24 protein-coding genes and 1 tRNA gene are annotated in these 26,719 nt (G+C 65.4%); 8 read left to right on the top strand and 17 right to left on the bottom strand.

Annotated elements, in window-relative coordinates:
- Positions 1-68 precede the first annotated feature (68 nt).
- Genes FDW84_RS16385 through FDW84_RS16375 form a run of 3 tightly spaced genes read left to right on the top strand, consistent with a single transcriptional unit; the run spans position 69 to position 2,228 of the window.
- Positions 69-857, top strand: coding sequence for an alpha/beta hydrolase (locus FDW84_RS16385; protein WP_138610569.1), 789 nt, complete (start codon positions 69-71; stop codon positions 855-857).
- Positions 854-1,675: an alpha/beta hydrolase gene (locus tag FDW84_RS16380; RefSeq protein ID WP_138610568.1), complete on the top strand. Its 822-nt coding sequence runs from the start codon at positions 854-856 to the stop codon at positions 1,673-1,675. The genes FDW84_RS16385 and FDW84_RS16380 overlap by 4 nt, the downstream gene beginning before the upstream one ends.
- On the top strand, positions 1,662-2,228 hold the full coding sequence (locus FDW84_RS16375; protein WP_138610567.1) for a hypothetical protein: 567 nt from the start codon (positions 1,662-1,664) through the stop codon (positions 2,226-2,228). The genes FDW84_RS16380 and FDW84_RS16375 overlap by 14 nt, the downstream gene beginning before the upstream one ends.
- 61 nt (positions 2,229-2,289) lie before the next feature.
- Here the strand turns inward: FDW84_RS16375 and FDW84_RS16370 are convergent, their stop codons facing one another.
- Entirely contained in the window at positions 2,290-3,381 is a 1,092-nt protein-coding gene (locus FDW84_RS16370; RefSeq protein ID WP_138610566.1) for an ROK family glucokinase, read from the bottom strand.
- Positions 3,382-3,569: 188 nt separating this feature from the next.
- On the opposite strand from FDW84_RS16370, the gene FDW84_RS16365 reads away from it, so the two are divergent.
- Positions 3,570-5,378 (top strand): AMP-dependent synthetase/ligase, encoded by a 1,809-nt coding sequence (locus FDW84_RS16365; protein WP_138610565.1) that lies wholly within the window; start codon positions 3,570-3,572, stop codon positions 5,376-5,378.
- Positions 5,379-5,614: 236 nt separating this feature from the next.
- On the opposite strand, the gene FDW84_RS16360 is transcribed toward FDW84_RS16365, so the two are convergent.
- Positions 5,615-9,013 carry a pyruvate carboxylase gene (locus tag FDW84_RS16360; RefSeq protein WP_138610564.1) on the bottom strand — a complete coding sequence of 1,133 codons (3,399 nt, stop codon included), beginning with the start codon at positions 9,011-9,013 and terminating at the stop codon, positions 5,615-5,617.
- Between the two features lie 302 nt (positions 9,014-9,315).
- Here FDW84_RS16360 and FDW84_RS16355 point away from each other — a divergent pair, with 302 nt between their 5' ends.
- Positions 9,316-10,134 carry a ParA family protein gene (locus tag FDW84_RS16355; RefSeq protein ID WP_138610563.1) on the top strand — a complete coding sequence of 273 codons (819 nt, stop codon included), beginning with the start codon at positions 9,316-9,318 and terminating at the stop codon, positions 10,132-10,134.
- 81 nt (positions 10,135-10,215) lie between these two features.
- Here the strand turns inward: FDW84_RS16355 and FDW84_RS16350 are convergent, their stop codons facing one another.
- The 5 genes from FDW84_RS16350 to gcvH all read right to left on the bottom strand — a co-directional run bounded on the left by FDW84_RS16350 (position 10,216) and on the right by gcvH (position 13,304).
- Complete coding sequence (locus tag FDW84_RS16350) at positions 10,216-10,809, bottom strand: MerR family transcriptional regulator (protein WP_138135017.1); 594 nt, start codon at positions 10,807-10,809, stop codon at positions 10,216-10,218.
- A 232-nt stretch (positions 10,810-11,041) separates the two neighbouring features.
- Positions 11,042-11,545 (bottom strand): bifunctional nuclease family protein, encoded by a 504-nt coding sequence (locus tag FDW84_RS16345; RefSeq protein ID WP_138135016.1) that lies wholly within the window; start codon positions 11,543-11,545, stop codon positions 11,042-11,044.
- On the bottom strand, positions 11,545-12,261 hold the full coding sequence (locus FDW84_RS16340; RefSeq protein WP_138610562.1) for a transcriptional regulator FtsR: 717 nt from the start codon (positions 12,259-12,261) through the stop codon (positions 11,545-11,547). The genes FDW84_RS16345 and FDW84_RS16340 overlap by 1 nt, the downstream gene beginning before the upstream one ends.
- Before the next feature lie 23 nt (positions 12,262-12,284).
- The gene (locus tag FDW84_RS16335; RefSeq protein WP_138135014.1) at positions 12,285-12,761 is read right to left on the bottom strand and encodes an FHA domain-containing protein; all 477 of its coding nucleotides are present in this window, start codon (positions 12,759-12,761) and stop codon (positions 12,285-12,287) included.
- Positions 12,762-12,917: 156 nt separating this feature from the next.
- Entirely contained in the window at positions 12,918-13,304 is a 387-nt protein-coding gene (gene gcvH, locus FDW84_RS16330) for a glycine cleavage system protein GcvH (RefSeq protein ID WP_138610561.1), read from the bottom strand.
- Between the two features lie 164 nt (positions 13,305-13,468).
- Between gcvH and FDW84_RS16325 the strand changes: the two genes are divergently transcribed.
- Positions 13,469-14,338 (top strand): Fpg/Nei family DNA glycosylase, encoded by an 870-nt coding sequence (locus FDW84_RS16325; protein WP_138610560.1) that lies wholly within the window; start codon positions 13,469-13,471, stop codon positions 14,336-14,338.
- A gap of 87 nt (positions 14,339-14,425) precedes the next feature.
- Here the strand turns inward: FDW84_RS16325 and FDW84_RS16320 are convergent.
- From FDW84_RS16320 to FDW84_RS16275, 10 genes are all read right to left on the bottom strand, one after another.
- Positions 14,426-14,502 (bottom strand) — tRNA-Pro (locus tag FDW84_RS16320).
- Positions 14,503-14,648: 146 nt separating this feature from the next.
- The gene (gene der / locus FDW84_RS16315) at positions 14,649-16,199 is read right to left on the bottom strand and encodes a ribosome biogenesis GTPase Der (RefSeq protein WP_138610559.1); all 1,551 of its coding nucleotides are present in this window, start codon (positions 16,197-16,199) and stop codon (positions 14,649-14,651) included.
- Between the two features lie 10 nt (positions 16,200-16,209).
- The gene (locus FDW84_RS16310) at positions 16,210-16,890 is read right to left on the bottom strand and encodes a lysophospholipid acyltransferase family protein (protein WP_138610614.1); all 681 of its coding nucleotides are present in this window, start codon (positions 16,888-16,890) and stop codon (positions 16,210-16,212) included.
- A 31-nt stretch (positions 16,891-16,921) separates the two neighbouring features.
- The gene (gene cmk, locus FDW84_RS16305; RefSeq protein ID WP_138610558.1) at positions 16,922-17,635 is read right to left on the bottom strand and encodes a (d)CMP kinase; all 714 of its coding nucleotides are present in this window, start codon (positions 17,633-17,635) and stop codon (positions 16,922-16,924) included.
- Positions 17,635-18,744, bottom strand: coding sequence for a prephenate dehydrogenase (locus FDW84_RS16300; protein ID WP_138610557.1), 1,110 nt, complete (start codon positions 18,742-18,744; stop codon positions 17,635-17,637). The genes cmk and FDW84_RS16300 overlap by 1 nt, the downstream gene beginning before the upstream one ends.
- Before the next feature lie 3 nt (positions 18,745-18,747).
- Positions 18,748-19,923, bottom strand: coding sequence for a pseudouridine synthase (locus tag FDW84_RS16295; RefSeq protein ID WP_138610556.1), 1,176 nt, complete (start codon positions 19,921-19,923; stop codon positions 18,748-18,750).
- A gap of 112 nt (positions 19,924-20,035) precedes the next feature.
- Complete coding sequence (locus FDW84_RS16290) at positions 20,036-20,713, bottom strand: SMC-Scp complex subunit ScpB (protein WP_240721563.1); 678 nt, start codon at positions 20,711-20,713, stop codon at positions 20,036-20,038.
- Positions 20,710-21,522, bottom strand: coding sequence for a segregation and condensation protein A (locus FDW84_RS16285; protein WP_138610555.1), 813 nt, complete (start codon positions 21,520-21,522; stop codon positions 20,710-20,712). Before FDW84_RS16285 ends, FDW84_RS16290 begins: the two co-directional genes overlap by 4 nt.
- 7 nt (positions 21,523-21,529) lie before the next feature.
- Positions 21,530-22,429, bottom strand: a complete 900-nt coding sequence (locus tag FDW84_RS16280) for a ParA family protein (RefSeq protein WP_138610554.1) — start codon at positions 22,427-22,429, stop codon at positions 21,530-21,532.
- Positions 22,430-22,658: 229 nt separating this feature from the next.
- A complete protein-coding gene (locus tag FDW84_RS16275; protein ID WP_138610553.1) occupies positions 22,659-24,008 on the bottom strand; it encodes a cation:dicarboxylate symporter family transporter in 1,350 nt (449 codons plus the stop codon).
- A 168-nt stretch (positions 24,009-24,176) separates the two neighbouring features.
- Between FDW84_RS16275 and FDW84_RS16270 the strand changes: the two genes are divergently transcribed.
- Both FDW84_RS16270 and FDW84_RS16265 read left to right on the top strand, forming a co-directional pair.
- Positions 24,177-25,817: a sensor histidine kinase gene (locus tag FDW84_RS16270; protein ID WP_138610552.1), complete on the top strand. Its 1,641-nt coding sequence runs from the start codon at positions 24,177-24,179 to the stop codon at positions 25,815-25,817.
- On the top strand, positions 25,814-26,527 hold the full coding sequence (locus tag FDW84_RS16265; RefSeq protein WP_138610551.1) for a response regulator: 714 nt from the start codon (positions 25,814-25,816) through the stop codon (positions 26,525-26,527). Before FDW84_RS16270 ends, FDW84_RS16265 begins: the two co-directional genes overlap by 4 nt.
- The last annotated feature ends 192 nt before the right edge of the window (positions 26,528-26,719 follow it).

Here is a 26,719-nt window from a genome sequence, read left to right as displayed (position 1 = left end):
GCCTGGCCAGCAGTTCAATGCAACCCTACTCTAGTGAGATTTGTCCGGAACAGTGACACGATGGAGGCATGAGCGAAAGCAGCAACCCATCCCCTCCTGCCGCTTTCAGCTACCAGGGCCATGGACCGAATGCAGGAATTGGCGTGGCCATTTGCCACGGCTTCACGGGAAGCCCCCTCAGCGTCCTGCCGTGGGCAGAGCACCTCGCCTCGCAGGGTTATGCCGTGACCGTGCCCCTGCTGCCCGGCCACGGAACCGACTGGCGCCAGCTGGCCAGGACCCGTTGGAGTGACTGGTACCGCAGTTTCGAGGCCGCCTACCTGGAACTTGAGGCGAGGACGGAAACGTGTTTCGTGGCTGGACTGTCGATGGGCGGCGCCATTGCGCTGCTGGCTGCCTCCCGGCATGACGTTGCCGGAGTGTCCGTGGTCAACCCGGGCCTGACCTTCTACGACCGGCGCGTCCGGGTGGTTGGCGTGCTCAAGTACTTCCAGCGCACTACGCTGCCCATCCAGGAAGAGCAGCCGACTGCGGCAGTAACCTATGACGGCGACTATTCCCGTACCCCCCTGGCAGCAGTGCACGAGCTGAGGAAGCTCTTCGCGGCCGCGGCCCGCGCGCTTCCCGGCATCACCGCCCCGGTCCAGGTCTTCAAGTCCCGCACCGACGCGGTGGTTCCGCCAACATCCCTGGCGTTGCTCCGAAAAGGGCTCGGCGCGCACCTCACTGAAGTGGTGGACCTTCACAGCAGCGGGCACGTGGCTACTCTGGACGTGGACGCGCCGGAGATCTTTGCGAAATCCAGCGCCTTTTTCCACCCCCTCGCCCGCCAAAAGACAGCATTGGAGACGCGATGACCTCAAGCCTGGACCACAGCCCGTTCAGCAGTACTTTCGCTGGCGCGGGACCCCGCATCGGGGTGGTTCTCTCGCACGGCTTCACGGGAAGCCCGCACGGGCTGCGTGATTGGGCCCAGGCTTTGGCAGCAGCAGGGTTCGCCGTGCGCATGCCGTTGCTCCCCGGCCATGGAACCAGCTGGCAGGAACTCGCACGCACAAGGTGGCAGCAGTGGCACGGCGCCCTTGACGATGCTTACCTTGAGCTGGATGCGGACTGTGACTACGTCTTCTCAGCCGGGCTCAGCATGGGCGGTGCCCTGGCGCTGCGGATTGCAGCCACCCGCCCCGTGGCTGGTGTGATCCTGGTTAACCCGGCCCTGGTGATCGATGATCCGCGGGCGCCGCTCGCCGGAATCCTGAAGCTGGTCATGAGAAGTACGCCGGCCATTGCCAACGACATCCTTAAGGAAGGGATGGACGAGGGCGCTTATCCACGGACCCCGGTTGCCGCGGCGCACGAATTGAACAAGATGTTCCGGGATACCCTGCGGCTCCTCCCCCGGGTCACTGCACCGGTCCTGGGCTACCGCTCTACGGTGGACCACGTGGTGTCCCACTCGAGCCTGGCGGCGCTGCAGCGTGGGCTCACCCACGCTCCCCTGGAGCTGGTCCGGCTTGAAAACAGCTACCACGTTGCCACCCTGGACCATGATGCCGGCCGGATTTTCCATGGCTCGGTTGAATTCATCCGTCAGATCGTCTCCGGCGCAAACCCCCATCAAGCAGCTGCAAGTGCGGTACCGGACCTGGAGGTCACATCCCATGAACAGGCCTGACCCCGGCTCCCCGGACCAGGGCGCCAACCAGGACGACGCTGTATGGCTGGACCTCGTCGCGCGGCTCGAATCTGATTCATCTGCGCCAACCATGGGCGCCGAAGCTGACCCCGATGAAGGGCCGCGCCAGGACGCCCCAGGGCCGGGCAACCGGCCTGCTGCCTTCCGGGACTTCGACCCCCTGGGCCTGGCCGGAGCGGCGCCTTCGGAAATGTCCGCGGCGGAGCGGCAGGCGTCAGCGGACGGCGCCGGCTCCCACCCAGCGGCAGGAGGCGCCCCTGCCGGCCCCCGCGACTACGACGTGGACGAGGAAGAGGGCGCATTCGTCCCCGAAGAACCGCCGAGCCTGGCCGGCACGGAACCGCTGACCATGCTCGCCTGGCTCGCCGCCGTGGGCGGCCCCGTGGCGCTTCTGCTGTCAGCGATGTTTTGGCGTTCGGCACCGCTGCTTGCCATTGTGGGCATTGTTGCGGTCTTCGTGCTCGGGACCGTTTACCTGATCATGAAGCTGCCGCAGGAAAAGGACGAGAACGACGACGGGGCCCGGGTGTAGCGGCCTGGCTTCCCCCGGGTGCACCACCAGGCAGCGCGGCGGTACATTTGCGTCGGCCAGGTCAGCGCCGCGTCCGGCTGCTGACCCTGGACAGGTCGGCAGCACCAATCAGCCCGGCATTCGGGCCAAGGGCCGCCAGCTGGATCCCGGCGGCGGGGCGGAACCCCCGTCCCGTCAGGTTACGGGCGAAAGCCTTTCGGGCCGGCTCCACCAAGAGGTCCCCCGCCGAGCACAGGCCGCCGCCGATGACGAAGAGCCCGGGATCCAGCGCCGCAGCGAGGTTGGCGAGGCCAAGCCCCAGCCACTCTCCCACTTCCTCCACCAGCTCACGGGAGGCTGCATCACCTGCCAGAGCCAGTTCAGTCACGATGGCCCCGGTTATTGCTTCCGCCCGGCCGCCCACGGCGGCAAGCAGGTCCTGGGCCACCGGGGAGTCGGCACGCGCCAGGATCCTGGCTTCACGCCCCAGTGCGTTCCCTGACGCATATTGCTCCCAGCAGCCGCGGTTTCCGCACTCACAGCGGTGCCCGCCGGGCACGATAATCTGGTGTCCGAACTCGCCGGCCACCCCGAACCGGCCGCGCTCCACCCTGCCGTCCATCACCATGGCACCCCCGATGCCGGTACCCAGCGTGATGCACACCAGCCGGTCTTCCCCCTGCCCCGCTCCAAAGCGCCATTCGGCCCATGCCGCCGCGTCGGCGTCGTTGGCCAGGAGCACCGGCCGGCGGAGGAGCTGCTGCAGGTTTGCCCTCAGTGGTTCGTTGCGCCAGGCCAGGTGCGGACTGAAAAGCACCGTGCCGCCGTCGAGGTCCATCCACCCGGCGGCGCCGATGCCCACCGACCAGATCCGGTGCCCCTTGCCGAGTTCTTCAACCAGCTCCACGATAACCTGCTCCACAGCCCGGGGATCGCGGCCTGGCGTCGAACGCCGCGCCTCGCTGAGGATCCTGCCGTCGGCATCCACGACGCCCGCGGCCACCTTGGTGCCGCCGATGTCTATTCCGATAGCCAGGCCCTTGCGGCCGAGGCGCAGGTGCTGGCGGAAGCCCTCGCCGCGCTGTGCGCGGGCCCGGCGGGGGGCTGGCCGCCTCCGCCACGAGGCAGGTCTTGTCAGTGGCCCGGCCTGCTCGCCGGGAGGCGGTGCGTACATAGTTCCCAATTCTAGATGGGCGGGTTTCCCCGGGCGTGCTGCCTGCCGGAGATGCCTGCCCGAGATGCCGCAGCACCGTTGACGGCGAAGTTACCGCTAAGTAACTTTAGAGCCTGCACGGTTCCGCACTGGCGTACTAGTCTTTAGGCATACCCCTGTGCGGGACCTCGGATATCAAAGGAGCTATAGTGCGTGAATTCAGTGTTCCGCCTCTTGTTGTTGTCCCACCGGAAACCAACATCACCGACCTGGTGCTGCGGCAGGCAACCAAGGCAAGCAACCCGGCGCTGTTTTCACGTCTGGATGCTTCCGGGTCCTGGCAGGACATTTCCGCCACAGATTTTCTTGCCGACGTCAGGGCACTGGCTAAGGGGCTCATGGCCAGTGGAGTAGGTGCCGGCGACCGCGTGGGCATCATGTCGCGCACCCGCTACGAATGGTCCCTGGTGGACTTTGCCATCTGGTTTGCCGGCGCCGTTTCGGTCCCCATCTATGAAACGTCCTCACCGTCGCAGGTTGCTTGGAACCTCGGTGATTCCGGCGCGGTAGCCGCTTTTGGCGAGGCAGCACATCATGAGGACGTCATCCGGCAGGCTGTGACAGCGGAGGCCCTGACCTCGCTGGAGCACATTTGGCAGCTGGAGGGGAAGGGACTGGATGCCCTCCGCGAAGCCGGCCGCGGGGTCAGCGATGACGATCTCGAGGCCCGCAGAAAGGGTGCCGGGCTTGGCGATACAGCCACCATCATCTACACCTCCGGCACCACCGGCCGCCCCAAAGGCTGCGAACTCACCCACGGGAATTTTGTGGAGCTTTCGGACAACGCCCTGGCCATCATCGGTGAGATCGTCCACGAGAACGCCAAGACCATCATGTTCCTGCCGCTGGCACACGTCTTCGCCCGTTTCATCTCAGTCCTTGCCATGGCGGCCGGCACCACCGTGGCGCACACGCCGGACATCAAGAACCTCCTCAGCGACCTGCAAAGCTACGAGCCGACGTTCATCCTGGCCGTGCCGCGCGTCTTCGAGAAGGTCTACAATTCTGCCCTGACCAAGGCAGAGGATGGCGGCAAGGGAGCCATTTTCCACAAGGCAGCCGATACGGCGATCGCCTTTTCCAAGGCCCGCCAGGAGGGCCGCGTCGGACTCGGCCTCAAGCTGCGCCACGCCCTGTTCGACAAACTGGTCTACAGCAAATTGCGCGCCGCGATGGGCGGTCACGTGGCCCATGCGGTGTCCGGCGGCGGACCCCTGGGCGAGCGGCTGGGCCATTTTTTCCAGGGCATCGGCCTGCAGGTCCTCGAAGGCTACGGCCTGACCGAAACCACTGCTCCCATCTCCGTCAACACACCATCCCGGATCAAGATAGGGTCCGTGGGCAAGCCCCTGCCCGGCAATGCGGTCCGGATCGCCGACGACGGCGAAATCCTCGCCAAGGGCGTGTGCGTCATGCGCGGCTACTACAAGAGGCCTGACCTCACCGCCGAGACGTTCGACGACGGGTGGTTCCGCACCGGGGACATCGGCCGGCTCGATGACGACGGCTTCGTATGGATCACCGGGCGCAAAAAGGAGATCATTGTCACCGCCGGCGGCAAGAACGTGATTCCTGCCCTGCTGGAGGACCAGATCCGGGCTGACGCCCTGGTGTCACAGGTGCTGGTGGTCGGCGACAACCGGCCGTTCATCGGCGCGCTGGTCACCCTGGACCAGGAGGCGCTGCCCGGCTGGCTGCAACGGCACGGCCTCCCGGCCGACACCACCCTTGACGAAGCCGCCAACAACCCGGTGGTCAAGGCGGCGGTCCAGGACCTCATCACGGCCGCCAACACGTCGGTATCCCAGGCTGAAGCTATTAAGTCCTTCCGGATCGTGCCTGCCGAGTTCACCGAGGCCTCGGGTCACCTGACGCCGTCCATGAAGGTCAAGCGCGCCCAGGTGATGAAGGATTTCGAGACGATCATCGAAGAGATGTACGCAGCCCCCCGCTCCTGACTGCCTCCGGAGCAGTCGGTTCCGCTGTCCTCTGCGTGCTATTCCCCACGCCCCGCTGAGGCCGCTTCGCGGCGAGCGGGGGCGCAGGGCCCCTTTTACGCACGCTGCCGGACAGCGGAACCGACTGTAGCCCTTGTTTGGTCCGGCAGCGGCGCCTGTTTGGAAAGGGAAAGGGTCCTCGCACTGAACTGCTGTTCAGTGCGAGGACCTTTCGTTGTCTTACTCTGCGCCCGTGATTACTGTTCGACCACCAGCAGCAGGTCGCCGCCTTCCACCTGCTCCACCGAGGAGATGGCGAGCCGGGAGACTTTGCCGGCCACCGGCGTCGTAATGGATGCCTCCATCTTCATGGCCTCGATCGTGGCCACGGTGTCACCCGCCTTGACCTCGTCACCGGTCTTGACTGTCACCGTGACAGCGCCGGCAAACGGCGCCGCGACATGTCCCGGCTGGGCCGGGTCTGCCTTCTCGGCGGCTTTGACGTTGCTGACCACTGAGCGGTCCCGCACCACTACGGGACGGGACTGGCCATTGAGGGTGCACATAACGGTGCGCATGCCCTTTTCGTCCGGCTCGGACACCGCTTCAAGGGAGGCGATCAGCCGCACGCCCTTCTCCAGCTGGATCTCATGTTCCTTGCCCCGCTGCAGGCCGTAAAGGTAGTCGCGGGTATCCAGGACGGAGATGTTGCCGTAGGTTTCCACGCTCTTCAGGTAGTCCTTGGTGGGTCCCTCGAAGAGGAGCCGGTTCAAGGTGTGCTGGCGGGTCCTGGAATCGGACTTCAAGGCGGCACTGTCCTCGGCGCTGAGTTCCACGTCTCGGACCTTCACGCTTCGGCCCTGCAGCGCTTTGGTGCGGAAAGGCTCCGGCCAGCCGCCCGGGGGGTCGCCCAGTTCGCCGGAAAGGAATCCGATGACCGAGTCCGGGATGTCGTACTTCTGCGGGTTCTCCTCGAAGTCCGCGGGATCGGCGTTCAGGCCCACCAGGTGCAGGGCGAGGTCGCCCACCACCTTGGACGACGGCGTGACCTTGACCAGGTGGCCCAGGATCCGGTCTGCAGCGGTGTACATGTCCTCGATCGCTTCGAACCGCTCCCCCAGGCCAAGGGCCATGGCCTGCTGGCGGAGGTTGGACAGCTGGCCGCCCGGGATCTCGTGCTTGTAGACGCGCCCAGTGGGGCCGGGCAATCCCGACTCGAACGGTGCGTAGACGCGGCGGACCGCCTCCCAGTAGGGCTCAAGGGAGCTGACGGCATCCAGGCTCAGGCCGGTATCCCGCGGAGTGTGCGCCAGGGCTGCGACCAGTGCCGACGCCGATACCTGGCTGGTGGTTCCGGCCAGGGATGCGGCGGCCACATCCACGGCGTCCACGCCTGCGTCGACGGCAGCCAGGAGGGTTGCCAGCTGTCCTCCCGCGGTGTCATGGGTGTGCAGGTGGACCGGCAGGTCGAAGCGTTCCCGGAGGGCTGCCACCAGCTTGGCCGCAGCTGCGGGACGCAGCAGGCCTGCCATGTCCTTGATGGCCAGGATGTGTGCCCCGGCGTCGACGATCTTCTGCGCCAGCTCCAGGTAGTAGTCCAGCGTGTACAGCGTTTCTTTGGGGTCCAGCATGTCGCCGGTGTAGCACAGCGCCACCTCGGCGACGGCGGTGCCGGTGGCCCGGACGGCCCGGATGGCAGGTGCCATCTGGCTCACGTCGTTGAGGGCGTCGAAGATCCGGAAAATGTCGATGCCCGTGGCGGCTGCCTCGTTGACGAACGCTTCGGTGACCTCCTCCGGGTAGGGCGTGTAGCCCACCGTGTTGCGGCCGCGCAGCAGCATCTGGATGCAGACGTTCGGCATCGCCTCGCGCAGCGCTGCAAGGCGGTCCCAGGGGTCTTCACCGAGGAACCGCAGGGCCACGTCATAGGTGGCGCCGCCCCATGCCTCCACGGACAGCAGCTCCGGCATCAGCGCGGTCACCGCGGGTCCGGCCGCCACCAGGTCACGTGTCCGGACACGGGTGGCCAGGAGCGACTGGTGCGCGTCCCTGAACGTGGTGTCCGTGACCGCCACCGGGTTCTGTTCGCGCAGTGCCCTGGCAAAACCCTCCGGGCCTAGCTCAAGGAGCCTCTGCCGGGAGCCCGGCCTGGCCTCCCTGTCCTTGACGGACGGAAGCTTGCTCGCCGGGTTTGAGTGCACGGTGAGTTCACCGTTGGGCTTGTTGACCGTGACGTCGGCCAGCCAGGTAAGGAGCTTGGTGCCGCGGTCCGCGGAGACCCGGGCCTTCAGCAGCTGGGGACGTTCGTCGATGAAGTTGGTGGCGACGTCGCCGGCGATGAAGTCGGCATCGTCCAGCACCGCCTGCAGGAAGGAGATGTTGGTGGAAACACCGCGTATGCGGAACTCGGCGAGGGCGCGGCGGGCGCGTGCCACTGCTGCGGGGTAGTCCCTGCCGCGGCAGGTGAGCTTGACCAGCATGGAGTCGAAGTGCGGGCTGATTTCGGCACCCGAGTACACGGTGCCGCCGTCGAGCCGGACTCCCGCGCCGCCGGCCGAGCGGTAGCCGGTGATCTTGCCAACGTCGGGCCGGAAGCCGTTGGCCGGGTCTTCGGTGGTGATGCGGCTCTGCAGTGCCGCGCCCCTGAGACGTACGCTGTCCTGCGAGAGGCCCAGGTCGGCGAGGGTCTCACCTGAGGCGATGCGCATCTGCGCCTGCACCAGGTCGACATCGGTGACTTCTTCCGTGACCGTGTGCTCCACCTGGATGCGCGGGTTCATCTCAATGAAAACGTGCTGGCCGGCGCGTTCACCGACGGTGTCAACGAGGAATTCCACGGTGCCGGCGTTGACGTAGTTCAGGGCCTTGGCGAACTTGACGGCGTCCCGGTACAGCGCCTGCCGGATGCCTTCATCAAGGTTGGGGGCAGGGGCAATCTCGATCACCTTTTGGTGGCGCCGCTGGATGGAGCAATCCCGCTCGAAGAGGTGCATCACGTTACCCTCGGCATCGGCCAGGATCTGCACCTCGATGTGCCGCGGCCGCAGGACTGCCTGCTCAAGGAACATGGTGGGGTCGCCAAAAGCGGCGTCCGCCTCGCGCATCGCGGACTGCAGGGCTTCCGGCAGCGCTTCGCGGGTGTCAACCCGGCGCATGCCGCGGCCGCCGCCGCCGGCGACGGCCTTGGCGAAAATGGGAAAGCCGATCTCGTCAGCTGCCGCCAGGAGTTCGTCCAGGTCCTTGGAGGGAGCGCTGGACTTCAGGACAGGCACACCGGCGTCACGGGCGGCTTTGAGCGCTGCCACCTTGTTGCCGGCGAGTTCCAGCACTTCAGCCGGCGGACCGACGAAGGTGATGCCGGCTGCCTTGGCTGCGCGGGCCAGGTCCGGATTCTCGGAGAGGAACCCGTAGCCGGGGTATATGGCGTCCGCGCCGGACTCCTTTGCCACCCGCACTACTTCCTCAACATCCAGGTAGGCCCGGACGGGGTGGCCTTCCTCGCCGATCAGGTAAGCCTCGTCGGCTTTCTGGCGGTGAATCGAGTTTCTGTCCTCATGGGGAAAAACGGCAACGGTCTTGGCACCAAGCTCGTAGCCGGCACGGAAGGCCCTGATCGCGATTTCGCCGCGGTTGGCCACCAGAACTTTGGAAAACATACTTCTCCTGCATCATTGCGGGTGGATCGGTGAGTGGTCACAGTGTCTAGGACCTGCAAGGACAAACACAAATCTTTGTGGCCACGGTCACAGATTTTCCCGTCATGTCCCGAACCCTTCTGCCGGTCCGGGCGTAAACCGCCCCCCGCAGCACAGTCGGTGCCATGCCGACGCCCAATAAAGCAGGATTCGCCGACGCATCAACATATGATGAGTGGGGCGGCAGGACCGTCCGGCTTCGGCACTGCCGGAGCAAACATTACCCCCAACACGGCATCCGGCGTTAGGTTTTGGTCTCTCAAGTGCAAGTAGTCAGCATCAGCAGCCTCAAGGGTGGAGTCGGCAAGACTTCCGTCACCACAGGATTGGCGTCTGCGGCGCTGGCCGCAGGCATCAGCACGCTGGTGGTGGACCTTGATCCCCACGCAGATGCCACAACCGCCTTGGGCGTGCAGCCCGGGGATCAGCTGGATATTGGCAGGATGCTGAAGAGCCCGCGGCGGGCGAAACTGGCGGAAAACGTGGTGGGCAGCAGCTGGACGGCCAGGGCACAGACCAACGGTTCCGGCCCCGCCGTCCTGGATGTCGCCATCGGCTCCGCCTACACCGGCATCTACGACCGGCCGGATCTTGGCCGGCGCGACCTTCGCAGGCTGTCCTCGGTGCTTGCCACCGGGGGCGACTACCAGCTTGTCCTGGTGGACTGCCCGCCTTCCCTCAACGGCCTGACCCGGATGGCCTGGTCTGCGAGCGACAAGGTGGCTCTCGTTGCCGAACCTGGTTTGTTCTCCGTGGCCGGGACGGAGCGGACCATGCGGGCCATCCAGCTTTTCCGCCAGGAGTTCGCCCCCAACCTCTCACCCGCCGGGATCGTGGCCAACCGCGTGCGGACCGGCTCTTCCGAACACACCTACCGCCTCGCCGAAATGGAGTCCATGTTCGGGGACCTTTTCCTGAACCCCCGCATTCCCGAGCAGGCGAACTGGCAACAGATCCAGGGCGCTGCCCATCCGGTGCACCACTGGCCCGGGGATTCAGCGAAGTCGGCTGCGTCCCTGTTTGATGAGCTGCTGGCCAACCTGATGGCGGCGGGGAACGGGCTTCGAAGCCGCGCCAGGTAAATGGTCTCGACAACTTAACAAAGCAGGAGCCGCCCCCGTATGGAGGGCGGCTCCTGCTGTTAGTTTTTCAGTTCCCGGGACTCAGCCGGTCTTGCGGGCAGCCCGGCGCTTGCTCAGTTCGTCATCCGGAAAGGACTGTTCGGCTGCATGTTCGCTGGGCAGGGAAGCCAGGCTGCCTTCCACTTCACGCCACACCCTTCCGACGGCGATGCCGAAGACGCCCTGTCCGCCCTGCACGAGGTCGATCACCTCGTCGGCGGAGGTGCACTCGTAGACGCTCGCGCCGTCGCTCATCAGGGTGATCTGGGCAAGGTCCTCGACGCCGCGTTCGCGCAGATGCTCCACTGCGGTGCGGATCTGCTGCAGCGATACTCCTGTGTCCAGCAGCCGTTTGACCACCTTGAGGACAAGGATGTCGCGGAAGCCGTACAGGCGCTGCGATCCGGACCCGGCGGCACCGCGGACTGCGGGCTCCACCAGGCCGGTGCGGGCCCAGTAATCCAGCTGGCGATAGGTGATGCCGGCCGCCTTGCACGCAGTGGGGCCGCGGTAGCCCGCGTCCTCGTCCAGCACGGGGAGGTCCTCGGTAAACAGGAGGCCCTGGGCACCGCTCGCGGGCACAGCAACACCAGCCGTGGGCTGCTTCAGCCCGCCTGCTTCGCCTTTGGGACTCACCTGGATCCTCCTTGTCATACGCTCCCGGGGAATTACTGCAGCAGCCGTGCATGAAGGCCATGCATGTAATTTTCGCGGGGCGCACTTTCCAGTGTGACTTGCGCGGCTGCCGTAAGCAATGGGAACTCGATACTTCGACGTTAGGCCTGGCGGCCTGCAAGGTCAAAGACCCTGCAGGCTTTCACGGGGCGTGTCGAAAGATTCAGCCTTAACTTTAACCTTAACGTGACCTTTAGCCGTCGAAGTCCTCGGGTTCCACATCGTCCAGGAACTCCCGGAAACGCCGCAGTTCCCGCTCTTCGTCCACGGTGGGGCCGGGCTCGGTGTCCTCACCCTCATCATGCTCGGTGATGCGCACCCCCGCCTCATCCATGACGGAGTCCGCGCACCAGATCCGGCATTTTGCGCGCAAGGCCACGGCCAGCGCGTCCGATGCCCGGGAACTCACGGTGGTGCCGTTTTCGAACTGGAGCTGGCCGTAGAAGATGTTGTCCTCGACCGCCACGATGTTCACGCTGACCACCGAATGCCCGAGGGACTCCACCACGTCGACCAGGAGGTCATGCGTCATGGGGCGGGGCGGGACCACGCCCTGCTGGGCCAGGGCGATGGCGCTGGCTTCCGGTGTCCCGATCCAGATGGGAACGTGCCGCTCCCCATGCATTTCCCGGAGCAGGACCAGGGGCTGGTTGGAAGGCAGTTCGATGCGAACGCCTACAATCTCGACTTCAATCATCAGATGTCCATGCGTGAGATGTGGTCCTGCACCAAGGCCCGGTGCAGGGTGAGGCAAAGGTCGCTGATTTCACGGGCAGCCTCAGCTGCCCGTGCCTGTGATGCCGAGTCCTTCCGGGACGCCAGCGGTGCCACCGCACGTTCCACCAGGCCGAACTCGCGTTCCGCAGCCGCCTGGAAGGGGCGGAGGTGGCGCGGTTCCAGCCCGTGGCTTTCCAGCTGGACGCAGGCGCGGGCCACCTGGAGGGCGTGCTCGTCGAACTGGCCGTTGCTGTGGCTGATCAGGCCGAAGCTCAGGAGCGACTGCAGCAGCGGCACACTGGCCCCGGATTCGGTCCGAAGCTGTTCCTCGCTGAGTTTGCGCCCACGGTTCTGCAGCTCGGCAGCCAGTTCATCGGAAACGATACGGGGGGAAACAACGACGCCGGGCGGCAGGTTCTCCGGCCTCTCGCCCCTGTCGATGGCATCAAGGTAATCCTTGATGACTTTCAGGGGAAGGTACTGGTCCCGCTGCAGGGCAAGGACAAAGCGGAGCCGCTCGACGTCGCCTTCTGAATACTGGCGGTATCCGGCCGGCGTACGGCGGGGATTAATCAGCCCTTTTTCCTCAAGGAACCGGATCTTGGATGCGGTCATGCCGGGGAAGTCCCCGCTGAGCTGGGCGAGGACTTCCCCGATGTTAAGGACTTGGGGTCCCCGGCGTTCCGGTTGTGCCATTGCCACAGGCAGTGGTCCCGGGTTCAGCCGCGGCCTGCAGCGCCGGCAGGGCTGAGGTAGAAGGTAAGGCGGAACTTGCCGATCTGAACCTCGCTGCCGGACTTGAGCTCCACCCTGTCCACGCGGTCGTGGTTGACGTAGGTGCCGTTCAGGCTGTTCATGTCCACCACTTCGAAGCTCCGCGCCGTGCGCCGGAACTCAACGTGCCGGCGGGAAACAGTGACGTCATCGAGGAAGATATCGGCGTCGGGGTGGCGTCCCGCCGTGGTGACGTCGGAGTCCAGCAGGAACCGGGCGCCTGCGTTGGGGCCGCTGTGCGCAACCAGCAGTGCCGATCCCGCCGGGAGGGCCTCAACCGAGTTGCGCTCTTCGGACGAGAGCTTGGGGGCGATCGTGGGCTCATCCCTCACCGGGGTGAGATGGATCGAGGTGGTCTCCGACGCCCTGGCCGCACCCGAGCCGTATTCCCCGTCGGCAGGGTTCTGTGTGTGGCCAGCCATGGACTCCTCCTCTTCCCGCTGCCGCCCTCAGGCGTGCAACCAACATATGCCGTCCGGACCTGCAACGCGGGCCCGGTACCGGCCGCCGATCCGGCCGCTGACGTGCGAAGACATTCTGTCTGCGCGGCGGTGCCGGACCGGAATTACCGGTTAGCTTTAGCCTACCTGCTGTTCGTACTCCGATGCACTGAGCAATGACTCAACGGCGTCAGCTTCGGCCAGCTTGACCTCGATAAGCCACCCGTCCCCGTAGGGATCCGAGTTGATGAGCGCCGAATCGGTGTCGAGGGACTCGTTCCGGGCCACCACTTCCCCCGTGACAGGTGCGTAAATGTCACTGACGCTCTTGGTGGACTCCACCTCGCCCACCACTTCGTTCGCGGTGATTCTGGTGCCGACCTCGGGCATCTGGGCATACACAACATCCCCCAGCGCGTCCTGGGCAAAATCGGTAATGCCCACCCGTACCACGCCGTCGGCATTGGGGGCGGAGACCCACTCGTGTTCGGCGGTGTAGGACAGGTCTTCGGGAATGTTGCTCATCAGGGGCCTTTCATCGGGTCGAACACCAATGTCAACGCGGCCCGGGAAACGGGCCGCGTTGAAAGTATAGGCACAACTGCCGAAGCCGACGCCTGCGTTTCTGACAAGATGGACGCATGAGCGAATGGGCGGTTGGCGGGCACGGAAGACACGGCAGGTAGCGGATGCCTGAGCTGCCCGAAGTAGCCGGCCTGGCCGGGTTCCTTGCCGGCCACCTGCAGGGAACAGTGGTGTCAAAGGTACAGATCGTTTCCTTCGCCGTGCTGAAGACTGCCGATCCTCCGTTCACAGCCCTTGAGGGCCGCACGGTCACCGGCGTGAGGCGTTTCGGGAAGTTCATCAGCATCGACACTGGTGCAGTTTCCTTCGTGTTCCATCTTGCCAAGGCAGGCTGGATCCGCTTCACGGACTCCCCCACTGATGCCCAGCTGAAGATGGGCAAAGGCCATATCGCTGCGCGCCTTGCCTTTACCGGCGCTGACGGGCCGCGTGGTTTCGACCTTACCGAAGCCGGCACTAAGAAGAGCCTGGCCGTCTACGTGGTGCGCGATCCGCAGGAGGTACCGGGCATTGCCACCCTGGGACCGGACCCGTTCGTCGAGGCGTTCGACGCCGACATGCTGGCGGAGATCCTGGCCGGAAGCTCCCAGCAGATCAAGGGGCTCCTGAGGAACCAGGGCGTCATTGCCGGGATCGGCAACGCCTACAGCGACGAAATCCTGCATGCGGCGCGGATCTCCCCCTTTGCCACCGCGAAATCCCTGGACCGGGATACGGTGCAGGTGCTGTACGACGCCATCCACAGCGTTCTGGGCGCGGCGCTGGCTGAGGCAAAGGGCAAGCCGCCCAAGGACCTGAAGGACACCAAGCGGAGCCTCATGCGCGTACACGCCCGGACCGGGCAGCCGTGTCCCGTCTGCGGGGACACGGTGCGGGAAGTCTCCTTTGCCGATACCGCCTTGCAGTACTGCCCCACCTGCCAGACAAAAGGGAAGATCCTGGCGGACCGCAGGACCTCCAGGTTCCTGAAGTAGGCGGGCATCCGGGCTGCCCAAAGGACCAACGACAGAAGACACGAAAAAGCGGAAGCGCCGGAGTGAGTCTCCGGCGCTTCCGCTTTTTGGTCGGGCTGACAGGATTTGAACCTGCGACCCCTTGACCCCCAGTCAAGTGCGCTACCAAGCTGCGCTACAGCCCGCTGGTCCGCCGTTCTCCGCTGAGCTTGATCCACGAATCGCTCCGGGATTTCCACCAGCAGTCCGGCCGAACCACCTAGAAGAGCTTACACGATCCCGGAGGGTGCCTGTGACACTTTCCGGGATTCGGCGCCCTGGTGTGTCGGAATTAACGCTTCCTGCCGCGCTTTTCCCGGACACGCATGCTGACTTCAATGGGAGTGCCTTCGAAGCCGAACGTTTCCCGGAGCCGGCGGGTGATGAAGCGCCGGTAGCCGGGGTCCAGGAACCCGGTGGTGAACAGTACGAACTTCGGCGGCCGGGAGGAGGCCTGGGTGCCAAAGAGGATACGCGGCTGCTTGCCGCCCCGGACCGGGTGCGGGTGGGCGGCCACGAGCTCGCCAAGGAAAGCATTGAGCCGCCCGGTGGCGATGCGCTTGTCCCAGTTCTCCAGGGCAAGGTCCAGGGCAGGAACCAGCCGGTCCTTGTGCCAGCCTGTCTTGGCCGAAATGTTGACCCGGGGCGCCCAGTTCACGTGGGCGAGGTCCTGCTCGATTTCACGCTCGAGGTAGCGCCGGCGTTCGTCGTCGAGCAGGTCCCATTTGTTGAACGCCAGCACCAGGGCGCGCCCTGACTCGATGGCGAGCTGCAGGATCCGGACGTCCTGCTCGCTGAGGACTTCGTCCACGGCAAGGAGTACGACGGCGACCTCCGCCTTCTCGAGCGCGGCCTGCGTCCGGAGGGAAGCGTAGAAATCAGCGCCCTGGGCCATGTGCTGGCGGCGGCGGATACCTGCGGTGTCCACGAACCGCCAGGTGCGTCCGCCGAGCTCAATGAATTCGTCCACGGGATCACGGGTAGTGCCGGCAGTGTTGTCCACCACCACGCGCTCCGTACCGGCCAGCTTGTTCAACAGCGATGACTTGCCCACGTTGGGGCGGCCGATCAGTGCGACGCGGCGGGGACCGCCGGAACGCTCCACACCCTCGATGGTGGAGAATTCCGGAAGCACGTCCATCACGTGGTCGAGAAGATCAGCGACGCCGCGGCCGTGCAGTGCCGATACCGGGTAGGGCTCGCCGAAGCCGAGGCCCCACAGCACAGCTGAATCAGCTTCCTGGGCAAAGTCGTCAACTTTGTTGGCCACCATGATGATGGGCTTCCTGCTGCGGCGCAGCATCTTCATCACGCCTTCATCGGTGGCAGTGGCGCCGACAGCCGAGTCGACAACGAAGAGGACCGCGTCCGCGAGCTCCACCGCCATCTCGGCCTGTTCCGCCACCCGGGCGTGGATGCCGCGGGCGTCGTGCTCCCACCCGCCGGTGTCCACCAGGGTGAAGTTCCTGCCGTTCCAGTTGGCCGAGTACATTACGCGGTCGCGGGTAACACCCGGGGTGTCCTCCACCACGGCTTCGCGGCGGCCCAGGATGCGGTTCACCAGTGTGGATTTACCGACGTTCGGGCGGCCAATGATGGCCAGGACGGGGTCGAGCCTGACGGGTCCCTCGAACTCCTCGTCGCCGTACCCGCCGCTGAGCAGGGCGGCGTCGTCCTCGTCGAGGTCGTAGTCCTCCAGGCCTGCCAGGAGGGACGCCGCGCGGAGCTCCGCTTCCTCGTCGTCAATAGCCGCCAGCCGTTCGGCCACCTGGTCCGTGCCCGTGGGCGTGTAGTCGTCTTCGCCGGCGCCGGAGTGGCCGGGAGTTTGAGTCGTATCGCTCATTGCACTGTCCTTAGTGGTCATCTGCCGGCGTCCCGGCTACTGCTGTTAAATCTTTGGGGGCTTCTGCATACGGCAAGGGCTGCCCGCTGAGTTGGATGGAGTCCTGGACGTGGCCCGCCAGCGCTGCGCGGATTTCCAGCGCCGCCCTGTCCATTGAAGCACGGCCGCTTTCCCCTGCACCGCGGGCAAGGGTGAGGGCCTTTCCGAAGCTGACATGGAAGCGCCGGCCCGGAGGTGGCACCGAGTCCAGATGCTCGTTGCCGCGGCGGGTGCCCAGGATGGCAACGGGCACCACAGGCGCGCCGGTATTGAGCGCCAGCCACGCAACACCTCCATTGATGCCCGCCGCTTCCCCGCTCCCCCGCGTCCCTTCCGGAAGAATCCCGACGCAACGGCCGGCGTCGAGCACTTGCTTACAGCGCTGCAGCGCCGCACGGTCACCGGAACGGTCCACCCGCAGCTGGCCGGAGGCGGTCAGCACCCCGCCCAGCAACCCCTTGAACATCTCCTGCTTGACCAGGATGTGCATGCGCCGGGGCGCGGCACCGAACATGACGGGCCCGTCCAGGAAGCTGATGTGGTTTCCGGCGAAGATCACCGGCCCGCCGGTGGGCACATTCTCCGTGCCCGTGACGGTGGTCCGGTAGACCACATGGTCGAGGATCCAGCCCACCGGCCTGCTCCAGGCCATGGTCCAGCCGGACGGAATGTCCGCCTGACGGTCAGTCACGGTTGAGGACCTTCGTCACGATCACCAGCGCTGCGGCAACGGTCTGTTCAAAATCGAGGTCCGACGAGTCCAGCGTGACCACGCCGGAAGCTGCCTTCGTGAAATTCACCACTGCCGAGTCCTTGGCGTCGCGGTGGGTTACCTGCGCCGCGAGTTGCTCCGCATCCTGCGTGCCGCCGAGCTGGATGCCGCGGCGGCGCAGCCTGGCTTCCTCGCTGGCGGTCAACAGCATGCGCACCTCGGCCCCCGGCGCGACAACGGTGGTGATGTCCCTGCCTTCCACCACCATGCGGCGGTGGTGCTTTTCAATCAGTTCCCGCTGCCGGCGGATGAGCTCCGTCCTGGCTCCCAGCGTGGTGGCCACCGCGCTGACGGCGGAGGAAATGGCGGGCTGGCGGATGGCGTCGGTGACGTCGACGCCGTCCACCCGGACGTACTCCTCCAGCGGACTGGTGCTCAGTTCCAGGACCAGGTCCCTTGACGCCTGCTCCACGGAGGCGGCGTCCTCGAGGTCAATGCCCTCTTCAACGCAGTACCACGTCAATGCGCGGTACATCGCTCCGGTGTCCAGATAGGCCAGCCGGAGCCTGCGGGCAACTTCCTTGCTGACGCTGGACTTGCCGGACCCCGACGGGCCGTCGATGGCAACCACCAGCGGCCGGCCGAGGCGCAGCGCGGGCATGGTATCGAGAAGTTCCTGTGTCATTACTGAAGTACCCGCCATCCGCGGTCGTTTAATGCTTCGATCAGGTGGTCGTGCTTGTTGGGCAATACAGACAATTCCACCATGCCAACGTTCTGTCCGGACGAATGGTCCAGCCGCAGGTCTTCAACGTTTACCCCGATTTCACCAATCTCGGTGAGGAGCCGGGCAATCTGCCCCGGCATGTCATCCACCAGGACCGTCAGCCAGGAATAAGCCTGCGGCGGACCGCCGTGCTTACCGGGAATCCGCGCCTGGCCGGCGTTGCCCTCACTCATGAGCTGCGCCAAATCCAGCCTGGCACCCGGAGCCGTGGGCTGTTCCAGCGTCCCGATAAGCCGGTTGAGGTCTTCCCTGACACCGTAGAGAATCTGGACAACCTTTTCAGCGTTCCCGCCGAGGATCTGCACCCAAAGCGTAGGGTCGCTCGCGGCGATCCGCGTGACATCCCTGAGTCCGTTGCCCGCGAGGGACAGCGCATGCAGCGGAGTCCCCTGCAGCCGGCTGGCCAGCAGCGACGACATCACCTGCGGCAGGTGGGACACCAGGGCCACTGCCTCGTCATGTTCGTCCGGCGTGAACTGCGAAACCACAGCCCCCAGGTCCGCGGCAAGCGACCGGGCTGCCTGGAGGGCTGCACCCGAGGTCTCCTCGGATGGGCACAGCACCCACGGCATTGACGTGAAGAGCTCGCCCCGCGCCGCCACCGGCCCTGATTTCTCCCGTCCGGCCATGGGGTGGGTACCCACGTACCGGGAGAGGTCGGCCCCGCCGGCACGCAGCCGGGCGAGGATCTCCGCCTTGACGCTCGCTATGTCCACCACCACGGAGTCCGGGTAGTCGGACAGTGCTCCTGCAACTACGTCAGCGGTCACGTCCGGAGGAGCGGCGACCACCACCAGCTGGGGAGTCCTGCCGCCCAGCTCTGCGAGCGGCCGCCCGGCCCCGATGTCAACCGCCACTGCCTGGTTGGTGGGCGAGGGGTCGGACAGGTAGACCGGCACTCCCCGCCCACGCAGGCCCAGGCCGATGCTGGTACCAAGCAGGCCGGTGCCGATGACCACCACCGGACCATCCAGGTGCCCGCGGCCCTGGCTTTTGAAGGCGGACATGCCTCAGAGTCCTACGGATGCCAGCAGATGGCCGACTTCCTGCTTGCCGAGGTTGCGGATGCTGCCCTGGCGCTGGTCCCCCAAACCGATGGGACCCACCTTGACGCGGACAAGCCGCTGTACCGGGAATCCGACGGCGTCGAACAGGCGGCGGACAATGCGGTTCTTGCCTGAGTGCAGCACCACCTCGATCAGGACGTGACCCGGGGTTGAATCGACCAGCCGGAAAGAGTCGACGGAGGCAAAACCGTCCTCCAACTCCACACCTTCCTTGAGCTGGGCACCGATGCCGTGCGGGAACGGGCCACGGACCTGCACCAGGTAAGTCTTGGGCACTTCATAGGAGGGGTGCGTGAGGCGGTTGGCGAGCTCGCCGTCGTTGGTCAGCAGCAGCAGGCCTTCGGTGGCGACGTCGAGGCGGCCCACGTGGAAGAGCCGCTCGCCCTTGTTCTTGGTGTTCTTGAGGTAGTCGCTGATGCAGGGGCGCCCCTCCGGGTCCTCCATGGTGGAAACGACGCCCTTGGGCTTGTTGAAGACCATGTACACGAGGTTCTCGTCCAGCTGGATCCGGAGTCCGTCAACGTGGATGACGGCAGTCTTTGGATCCACGCGGACACCGAGTTCGGTGACCACCTGGCCGTCAACTTCCACCCGGCCCTCTGCAATCATCTCTTCGCAGACACGCCGTGAGGCAACACCAGCCGAGGCCATGACCTTCTGCAGGCGGACGCCGTCGGCATCATGGAGCTCGGACTGGGGGACGTCGCCGCGCTGCCCCTTTTTGCGGGACGGCTTCCGCAGCGGCCCCAGGTTCTGGCCAAACCGTTCGCTCCCGAAGGCCCGCGAGGCAGCGGTGCCGGGCGCCCCGGTGCGTGGCTTGGGTTTGGGCGCTCCCGGCGTTCCCGGGGCTTTCTTTGCGCCTGGCTTTCGTGCGGCCGCCTTACGCGGGGAACCCTTCGCGGACCTTTCAGCGGCAGGACGCCCCGGCTGGGTTCCTGCCTGGTCCGGGTCAATAAAGCGTTCCTCCCGCGGCTTGGGCGCCCGGTGTGGACGCTCGCCGCCGAACGCGCCGCCCTTGGCCGCGCCGCCCCGGGAACCGCCGCCCGGAATGTTTTTGCGTCCGGAGCTGTTGCGTCCGGAATTGCTACGTGGTGAACCCTGGCGTCCCGCCTGTGTCATGACCCGTCCTTCGACATATTGACCGGAAAGGTGTCCAAGGACAACCTTAACCAGCCGTGCAGAAATAATCTGCCCTGATAAATACTCTTGCGTGCAGCCGGGCGAACCCTGGCTACAAGCCTTCCGCATCGTAGAACTCGGCAATGCCGTCCAGTCCCGGAAGATGTGGAGACAATTGCGGCAACTCGGCCACCGAGCCGATCCCCATCCGTTCCAGGAAATACGACGTGGTCCGGTAGAGGAGGGCGCCGGACTCGGGGTCTGTTCCCGAGTCCTCGATCAGCCCGCGCTGGGCGAGAGTCCGTACGACGGAGTCGACATTGACTCCCCGAATTGCGGCTACCCTTGCCCTGGAAACGGGCTGACGGTATGCGATCACAGCCAGCGTTTCCAAGGCAGCCTGGGTCAGCCTGGCCGTCTGGCCCTCCAGGACATATTTCCCCACAATGTCCGCGTAGTCGGCCCGCGAATAGATCCGCCAGCCGCCAGCGATGTTCCGCAATTCAAAACCCCGGGGGCTGGAGCCGAAACCAGCAGGGCTGGCGTGATCCATATCCGGGGCTTTAACAGTATAGCCGTTATACTCGCGCTGAAGTTCGGCCAGCAGCGAGCCGACTGTTTCAACGGTGAGGTCCAGGCCGGCAGCAAGTTCCTCTTCTGTGGCGGGTTCGTCGATGACCATGAGGACAGCCTCAAGGGCCGCCTTGGCTCCGCCGGGACGGTCGGGTGGGTGCGGCCCGCCCGGAGCGGGCTGTCCTGTCTGCCCGTCCTCCGCAGCATCCTTCGTCACAACTGCTCCTCGAATTCTTCGCTCAGGTTTTCGGCCGACCACTGCCGGCTGTCGGCGGTCCAGTGGACCGCGAGGTCAGCCAGCGGTGACAGCTGGTCAAAGGAGACCGCCCTGTCCCGGAACAGCTCCAGCAGCGCCAGGAAGCGGGCAACCACCACCAGGGTGGATTCGGCGTCGGCGATGATGGCCCGGAAGGTCAGCGGTGATTCGCGCTGCAGCCGCAGCGCAACAAGTTCGGCCTGCTCTTTGACGCTGACAGTGCCGCCGTGCAGGTGGCCGAGTCCGACTTCCGTGGGCTTTGGCGCTTTGGGCCGGAGTGCTGCCTCGGCCAAAGCGGCAAACTGTTCCGGCGTGTGTTTCCACACGAGTTCGGGAAGCATGGCGGCAAAGTGTTCCTCAAGGGCCACCTGGCGGGGGAAGCGCTGTGCTTCCTGGTGCAGGGTTTCGCCCAGGAGGCGGGCAACCTGCCTGAAGGCCTTGTATTGAAGCAGCCGGGCGAACAGCAGGTCCCGCGCCTCCAGCAACGCGATGTCCTCCTCGTTCTCCACTTCCCCGGCAGGGAGGAGCCGCGCAGCCTTGAGGTCCAGCAGCGTGGCAGCGATCACCAGGAATTCGCTGGCCTCATCCAGGGCCCATTCGCCACCCTCTTCCTGCAGCTTCCGGATGTACTTGATGAATTCATCGGTCACCGCGGCGATGGCCACCTCGGTGATATCCATCTGGTGCTTGGCGATCAGCCCGAGCAGGAGGTCGAACGGTCCCGTGAAATTGGCCAGCCGCACCTCGAAGCCGGGCTTGGAGTCGGCCACGGCGTGGCTAGGGTGCGCCGCCGCGCGAGATCAGCTCTTTGGCCAAGCGGCGGTAGGCGTCTGCGCCCACATGGTTTCCGGCGTAGCTGGTGATCGGTTCCGCAGCCACCGTGGCGTCTGCGAACTTGATCGAGCGCTTGATGACGGTTTCGAAAACCTTGTCCCCGAAGGCTTCCACGAGGCGGGTGATGACCTCGCGGCTGTGGAGTGTGCGGGCGTCGTACATGGTGGCGAGCACCCCGTCCACCTGAAGGCGCGGGTTGAGCCGGTCCTGGACTTTGTCAATGGTTTCCACGAGCAGCGCCACGGCGCGGAGGGCGAAGAACTCACAGATCAGCGGAATGATGACGCCGTGCGCGGCGGTCAGGGCGTTGACGGTCAGGAGTCCGAGGGAGGGCTGGCAGTCGATGAGGACGACGTCGTAATCGTCTTCCACCTTCTTCAGGGCGCGGTCCAGGACCTGTTCGCGCGCCACCTCGTTCACGAGCTGGACTTCCGCAGCGGAGAGGTCGATGTTGGCCGGCAGCAGGTCAACATTCTCGACGCCGGTCTGGTGGATTGCCTCACGGATGTCCACCTTCCGGTCCATGAGCACGTTGTAGACGGTGAGGTCCAGCTCGTGCGGGTTGACCCCAAGCCCTGCGGACAGCGCGCCTTGGGGATCGAAGTCGACCAGGAGCACGCGTCGGCCGTACTCGGCCAGCGCCGCGGCGAGGTTGATGGTGGAGGTTGTCTTTCCGACGCCGCCCTTTTGGTTCACCATGGCGATGACGCGGGCCGGACCGTGGGAGGACAGCGGCGCGGGTTCCGGGAACTCCCGGTACGGGCGCCCGGTGGGGCCCATCACCGCGTTGTCCAGGTCAAATTCCGTGCCCTCCAGAGTTGCTGAACCCTGTTCGCTGCTCACGTATTTATCCACACTTTCAATGACGGTGATTTCCTGCCGCTGGTTGCCAGCGCCGTTCCTTCTTCCTACCAAGGTTACAGGGACCGACACGGGAGTCGAGGGAACTTGACTTTCCGCGGATGTTGAGCCTTGACCCTCTAGCTGAGGTAGAAGGTTATTGCTTCCCGGAATAAAACAGAACCGCCCCCGGCGGGGCCGGTGGCGGTTCTGCGGGCTGTGACAGCCGAGGCTACACGGGGGCGGAGACGGCCTTTTCAGCTTCTTCCTTCGGTGCCACCTCGCCGTGGTGGTGGGCGAGCATGGTGGCTTCGTCAAAGGGTTCCTCGCCGGACAGGACGCTGGCGACCTGGTCGCCGTCGATCTCCTTGACCCAGGTGCCGATCAGGACGGTGGCTACGGCGTTGCCGGTGAAGTTGGTCAGGGCGCGTGCCTCTGACATGAACCTGTCGATGCCCACGATCATGCCCACGCCGCCCAGCAGCTCCGGCTTGTGGGCCTGCAGGCCGGCAGCGAGCGTGGCAAGGCCGGCGCCGGTGACACCGGCTGCACCCTTGGAGGCAATGATCATGAAGATCAGCAGGGAGATCTGAGCGCCGAGGTCCAGCGGGGTGCCCATGGCGTTGGCAACGAAGAGGGAGGCCATGGTCAGGTAGATGGCGGTGCCGTCGAGGTTGAAGGAGTAGCCGGTGGGCACCGTGACGCCGACAACGGGCTTGGAGACACCGAGGTGTTCCATCTTGGCGATCAGGCGGGGCAGGGCAGCTTCGGAGGATGACGTGGAGAAGATGAGGAGGTATTCGCGGCCCAGGTACTTCATCAGCTTGAAGATGTTGACGCCGGTGACCACCTTGAGCAGTCCGCCCAGGATGATCACGATGAACAGTGCGCAGGTGATGTAGAAGGCGGCCATCAGGGTGAACATGCTGACGATGGCCTGGACGCCGGTGGCTCCCACGACGGCGGCGATGGCACCGAAGGCACCCACGGGGGCCAGCCACATGATCATGATCAGGATCCGGAATACGAGGACCTGGCCGTGGCCGATGGCCTTGAGGATGGGAGCGCCCTGCGGGCCCATCTTCTGCAGCGCGAAACCGACGAGGATGGCTGCAAAGAGGGTGGGGAGGACAGGAATATCTCCGGGAATGATGCCGAGGAGGAAGGCAACGGTGCTGTCTACTTCCGCCTTCTTGGACGGATCGTACGGAGCAAGCTTCAGGCCCTCGCCTGGGTGGATGAGGTTGCCCACCACCAGGCCGATGCCGAGCGCAAACGTCGACATCAGGACGAAGTAGCCAAGCGCCAGGCCGCCCACCTTACCCACGGTCGCCGCCTTGGCAATGGAGCCGATCCCCAGGACGATGGTGCAGAAGATAACCGGTGCGATCATCATCTTGATGAGCTTGATGAACCCGTCGCCAAGCGGCTTGAGGGACTTGCCAACCTCGGGGAACATCAGGCCGACCACGGCACCGAGGATGACGGCGGCGATAACGGCGATGTAGAGGTAGTGCGATTTGTCGATGCCCTTGCGCCGCGCTTTCACGGTGTCAAGCGACTCTCCTCGTTGAGAAGCCATGATGTGTCTCCTTATATGGATAATCTGATAGACGCTGCGGCACAGTCTCTGGGCTCAACACGTCCTCCGGTGTGACATCCATCATTAGGCACCCCGTGATCCAGCTCACCGTTGCGTTCATATTGGTCGCGGCACACATTCGGCTGCTGAAGGTGCTGGGAGGTACTGATGATCCATCCGTGGAGTATCGCCCGTCGGCTGTTCGTGGCGAACCTGCTGATCGTGGTGGTGTTCATCGCCATTGTCGGCACCGCAACCTACGTCGATGCCCGCGACCGTACCTATGAGGAGGCCGGTCGGCGCATGGCCGGGATCGCCGCATCCATTGCTGCCAACCCGCTGGTGCTCCAGGCAGCAGTGGCCCCGGATCCGGCGTCCCTCCTCCAGCCTTACGCCCGGGACGTCATGGCGGCGGCAGACGTCGACTTCGTCACCATCATGGCGCCGGACAGGACCCGCTGGACGCATCCGCGCGATGAGGAGATCGGCCGCCCCTACATCGGTTCCGTTGACGAGGCGCTGAAAGGTGGACAGCTCACTGAAGTGACGGCCGGCACCCTGGGCCCGTCAGTCCGCACCATTGTTCCGGCCAAGGATGAAGCGGGCGGGGTAAAGGCACTGGTCGCGGTCGGAGTGACAGTCCGCACAGTGGACGTGGCCTTCGCCGGACGCCTGCCTGCCCTGCTGGCGGTGGGACTTGCCCTGCTGGTGGGAGGTTCGCTTGCCTCCTGGTTCCTGGGCAGGTATCTGCGTGGGGTCACCCGAGGGTGGGGGCCGGAGCAGCTCTCGCAGCTGTTCGCCTATTACGAGTCTGTGCTGCACTCGGTGCGGGAGGGGCTGATCCTTATCGATACGAAGGGCCGTGTGGTGATGTACAACGACCAGGCCGCCGAACTGCTGGGCCTCGAAGGTGCCGGCAGCAAGGATCCCACCCGGCCGCCGTCACTGGCGGAGCTGCCCTTGGAGGAGGAGCTCCGGGACCTGTTCGAGTCCGGGCGGCCGGCCAAGGACGAAATTGTCCTCACCGGTTCCCGGGTCCTGGTGGTCAATCAGGGACCGGCCAAAGGTCCGGAGTACTCCGGCAGCCGCGGCAGGACGGCGGTGCCGGTCTACGGCACAGTGGCTACGCTCCGCGACCGGACGGAGATTGAGGCCCTGGGCAATGAGCTGGAGACCATGCGCACCCTGTCGGGGGCGTTGCGCGCCCAGACGCATGAACATGCCAACCGGCTCCACACCATGGTTTCACTCCTGGAGCTGGGCCGGACCCAGGAAGCCCTGGACTTTGCCACCCGGGACCTGCAACTGAGCCAGCAGCTGACCGATGAGATGGTCAGCTCCGTGGACGAGCCGGTCCTGGGCGCGCTGGTGGTGGGGAAGGTGGCCGAAGCGCATGAACGCGGCGTCCAGCTTGATGTTTCCACGCAGGGTACCGGTACGGTGGCGGGAGTAGCGGTGCAGGACCTGGTAACGATCCTGGGCAACCTGCTGGACAACGCGATCGATGCTGCCGCCGAAGCTGCTCCGCCCCGGCGCGTGGAACTGAGTGTCGAGTCGGACGAGGAAGGGCTGGACATCGCCGTTCATGATTCCGGGGCTCCAATCGACGCCGGAGCGGCCGAGAACATCTTCCGTCACGGCTTCAGCACCAAGCCCTCCGGCCCCGGCGGTCGGGGCATCGGGCTGGCGCTGGTCCGGCAGGCCGTGCAGCGGCTCGGGGGTACATTGACCATTAACGGACGGCGCGGAGCGAAGTTTGAAGTGTTTCTTCCCGCAGCGGTGTCCCCGCAGAAGGAGCAAACTCCGTGAGCAACATCCGGGTCCTCGTCGTGGAGGACGAAGCGATCGCCTCGGCAGCCCACGCCGCCTATATCGGGCGCCTGCCGGGCTTTGAGCTGGCCGGAAGCGCGCCGGACGGCCAGTCGGCCCTTCGCCTGCTGGGAGAATTTTCGGCCGCAGGCAACCCGGTGGAGCTTGTCCTCCTGGACATGAACCTTCCGGATCTCCACGGCCTGGACATCGCACGCCGGATGCGGGCTGCCGGCATCCTGGCTGACATCATCGCCATCACTGCAGTCCGGGAGCTGGCGATTGTCCGGAGTGCAGTGGCCATCGGCGTGGTCCAGTACCTGATCAAGCCGTTTACGTTTGCGACCTTTGCGGACAAGCTGGAAAGTTACCGGCAGTTCCGGCAGCAGCTCGCAGGCGCGGACGCGGGATCCGGAAAGGCCGGGGCGTCCCAAAGCGAAGTGGACCAGGCCTTCGCCAGCCTGCGGGCGCCCTCGGAACTCCCCCTGCCCAAGGGACTCTCGGTCTCCACATTGGGCTCGGTGCAGGACTTCCTCAGGCAACAGCGTGCTGCCGTTTCCGCCACGGAAGTCATGGACGCCCTGGGCATGTCCCGCGTCACTGCCCGCCGTTACCTGGAGTACCTGGCCGATGCCGGGACGGTTTCCAGGACCGCCCGCTACGGAACGCCCGGCAGGCCCGAGAACGAGTACCGCTGGAGCGGGCGATGACCCCTTGACGGGGTGCTGGCTTCGGCAGCCGCACCTACCAGTGTCGGGGGGAGGGCGCCCATCAGCTGCTCGATCAATCCGGCATCTTCGACGGTTGGCGGCACGTGTACTCCTGCGGCGGGAATTTTCGGCATGTAGATGACCACGCGGCTGTTGGTACCCATCAAATTGCACCCTGTCCACGACAACGTG

The sequence above is a fragment of the Pseudarthrobacter sp. NamE5 genome, from assembly GCF_005796225.1.
GTDB lineage: Bacteria > Actinomycetota > Actinomycetes > Actinomycetales > Micrococcaceae > Arthrobacter.
Note: the sequence above shows the minus strand (reverse complement) of the source record. Positions and strands in the feature narration are given on the sequence as shown.